Origin of the sequence: Collimonas sp., assembly GCF_044339385.1 — a bacterium.
Taxonomy (GTDB): Bacteria; Pseudomonadota; Gammaproteobacteria; order Burkholderiales; family Burkholderiaceae_D; genus Collimonas.
Genome location: NZ_JBIIVN010000215.1, coordinates 1 through 3,328, shown reverse-complemented (window position 1 = coordinate 3,328; position 3,328 = coordinate 1). Strand labels below are relative to the sequence as shown.

The following is a 3,328-nucleotide window of genomic DNA, read 5'->3' as shown; positions in this document are numbered from 1 at the left end:
CCTACCGCGTGCTCACGGCAGTTGACTCGGCGCTGATGGTGATTGATGCCGCCAAAGGTGTGGAGACTCAGACCATCAAGCTACTCAACGTCTGCCGCATGCGCAACACGCCGATCATCACCTTGATGAACAAGATGGATCGCGAAACCCGCGACCCGCTGGAATTGCTCGACGAGCTGGAATCGGTGCTGAAGATTCAGTGCGCGCCGGTCACCTGGCCGATCGGCATGGGCAAGACTTTCCGCGGTGTGTACCACCTGTTACGTGACGAAATCCTGCTGTTTGCCGCAGGAAACGATAAGGCTGATCAGGACTTTGAAGTCATCAAGGGCATCGACAATCCGCGCCTCGACGACATGTTCCCGCGCGAAATCGAGCAACTGCGGATGGAAGTCGAGCTGGTGCACGGCGCCTCGCATCCGTTCGACCAGGACGCTTTCCTGGCGGGCGTACAAACTCCGGTGTTCTTCGGTTCTGCCATCAACAATTTCGGTATCCGCGAAATCCTCAATGCGCTGATCGACTGGGCGCAACCGCCCGGCGCACGCGATGCCACGGTGCGAACCGTGCAGCCAAAGGAAGCCGCATTCTCTGGTTTCGTGTTCAAGATCCAGGCCAATATGGACCCGGCGCACCGCGACCGCATTGCCTTCTTGCGCGTGTGCTCCGGCCACTTCCAGCGCGGCATGAAAATCAAGCATCTACGCCTGAACCGCGAGATCAAGGTATCGAGCGTGGTGACCTTCATGGCATCAAGCCGCGAACAAGTTGAGGAAGCTTACGCCGGCGATATCATCGGCTTGCCGAATCACGGCAACATGCAGATCGGCGACAGTTTCTCAGAAGGCGAACTGCTGCAGTTCGCCGGCATCCCCTACTTCGCGCCGGACTTCTTCCGTTCAGTGCGCATCCGTAATCCGCTCAAGATCAAGCAATTACATAAAGGCCTGCAACAGCTAGGTGAAGAAGGCGCGATTCAGGTGTTCAAGCCGGTCACCAGCAGCGATCTGGTGCTAGGCGGCGTCGGCGTGTTGCAATTTGAAGTGGTGGCCAGCCGCCTGCTCAACGAGTATGGCGTCGATGCTGTGTTCGAAGGCACCAGTATCAGCAGTGCGCGCTGGATCACTTGTGACGACAAAAAAATCCTGGCCGATTTCGAGAAATCATCCGCCGGCCACAACGTCGCCTATGATGCCGCCGGCAACATGGCCTACCTGGCGACATCCGGGGTTAACCTGCGCCTGACGCAGGAACGCTGGCCGCAGGTGGTGTTCCATGAAACGCGGGAGCATGCTGCCAAGCTGAGTTAAGCCTCGGTTGCGCCAAGCATCAATGAAAAGGGAGATGCGATGCATCTCCCTTTTCATTGATGCTTGGCGTAGGGTGGGCATCCATACCCACGCGCACCCCGCACATGCCGGGATCATTTGCCGTTACAGCGGGTCGGCACTCAATTGCCCGCCCGCTGGACGAAAATAAAAAGGAGATGCGCAATGCATCTCCTTTTTATTTTTAGCCCCGCCACCCGATGAGCACGAGTGCCCATCGGGTGAGTTACGCGTGATCGCGCTGATCAGCCCGCGCAATCGCTGCATCGCGCGCAGCCAGTTCTTGCTCGGAATCAATCGCCTTACCATCCAGCTGGCTGTGCAAACGCTGCTCATCAAGTTCGCCGGTCCACTTAGCGACGATCAGAGTTGCCACGCCATTGCCGATGGTGTTAGTCAGCGCACGGGATTCCGACATGAAACGGTCGATACCCAGAATCAGCGCCAATCCATCCACCGGCACATGCCCCACAGCCGACAAGGTCGCTGCCAAGACGATAAAGCCGCTACCGGTAACGCCGGCGGCGCCCTTCGACGTCAGCAGCAGGACTGTCAGCAGCGTCAGTTGCTGGAACAGGCTCATCGGAGTATCGGTTGCCTGGGCAATGAAGACTGCAGCCATGGTCAGGTAGATCGACGTGCCGTCCAGGTTAAACGAGTAACCAGTAGGAATGACCAGGCCGACCACCGATTTTTTGGCGCCAAGGTTTTCCAGCTTACCCATCAAACGCGGCAGCACCGACTCAGAAGACGATGTCCCCAGCACGATCAGCAATTCTTCCTTGATGTACTTAATGAACTTCCAGACGCTGAAGCCATGCGCCTTAGCCACCCCACCCAGAATCACGAAGATGAATACCAGGCATGTCAGGTAAAACGCGCCCATCAACTGACCCAGAGACAGCAGCGAACCAACGCCGTATTTACCGATGGTGAAAGCCGTCGCACCGAAAGCACCGATTGGAGCGACTTTCATGATCAGGCCAACCATGCCGAACAACACATGCGAGAATTTCTCGATGAAATCGAACGCCAGCGTGCCACGGCCACCGAACTTATGCAGTGAGAAGCCGAACAGGATCGCAATGAGCAACACCTGCAGAATCTCGTTCTTGGCGAACGCATCCACGAAGCTGTCAGGAATGATATAGAACAGGAAATCACTGGTCGATTCCAATTTGCCCGGGCCAGTGTAGGCGGCGATGCTCTTGGCGTCCAGCGATGACAAGTCAACGTGCATGCCAGTGCCTGGATGCCACAGATTGACTACCACCAGGCCGAGAATCAAGGCCAAGGTGCTCATGATTTCAAAGTACAGCAAAGCCAGGCCGCCGGTCTTGCCGACTTTTTTCATGTCCCCCATGCCGGCGATGCCGATCACGACAGTACAGAAAATCACCGGCGCAATGATCATCTTGATCAATTTGATGAATCCATCGCCGAGCGGCTTCATTGCAGCCCCGGATTCCGGATAAAAATGTCCAAGCAAGACGCCAATCACGATGGCGATCAATACTTGCACATAAAGCGATTTGTACAGCGCGGGTTTTGCCATTTGTCCTCTCCGATTCACTACGTTTTTTTAGAATATCGTCACGGCCTGCTACCCAAACAAGCGTAGCGGAACCTTCTTTGCCAATCATATAACAGGCTGCTTTTTTATCTCTATCGATTCTGAACCCAATCCCTATCCCGAATCGGGAATACCAAAAAATATAAAAAAGTGCGTAACTTTAGCTGATAACGCGCCGAGGATTCAAGCAAATTACAATAAATAATGAAGAATTTTAACTTACACAATAATCTTTACAACGGCTCGCCATGCCGTTAGCAACGGTTTGAAACTTGCCAGATCGTGTTCGCCCTTGATTTTCAGTCAAATAAATTTTCTCAGCAGAAATTTTCATAAAACAGCAGTTAAGATATGAGCTTCCCTCGATTTTTCATCTTCCAACAGGTGGCTTTTATGCCGCCTGTTTTTCCTGATGTTGCTCAGTGAG

General features: G+C 54.1%; 2 protein-coding genes. One reads left to right on the top strand and one right to left on the bottom strand.

Annotated elements, in window-relative coordinates; all coding sequences use genetic code 11:
- A partial coding sequence (locus tag ACIQ0R_RS12005) for a peptide chain release factor 3 (RefSeq protein ID WP_395827723.1) occupies nucleotides 1-1,310 on the top strand: 1,310 nt, incomplete at its 5' end.
- Nucleotides 1,311-1,554: 244 nt separating this feature from the next.
- Here the strand turns inward: ACIQ0R_RS12005 and ACIQ0R_RS12000 are convergent.
- Nucleotides 1,555-2,883: a dicarboxylate/amino acid:cation symporter gene (locus tag ACIQ0R_RS12000; protein ID WP_395827720.1), complete on the bottom strand. Its 1,329-nt coding sequence runs from the start codon at nucleotides 2,881-2,883 to the stop codon at nucleotides 1,555-1,557.
- Between the last annotated feature and the right edge of the window lie 445 nt (nucleotides 2,884-3,328).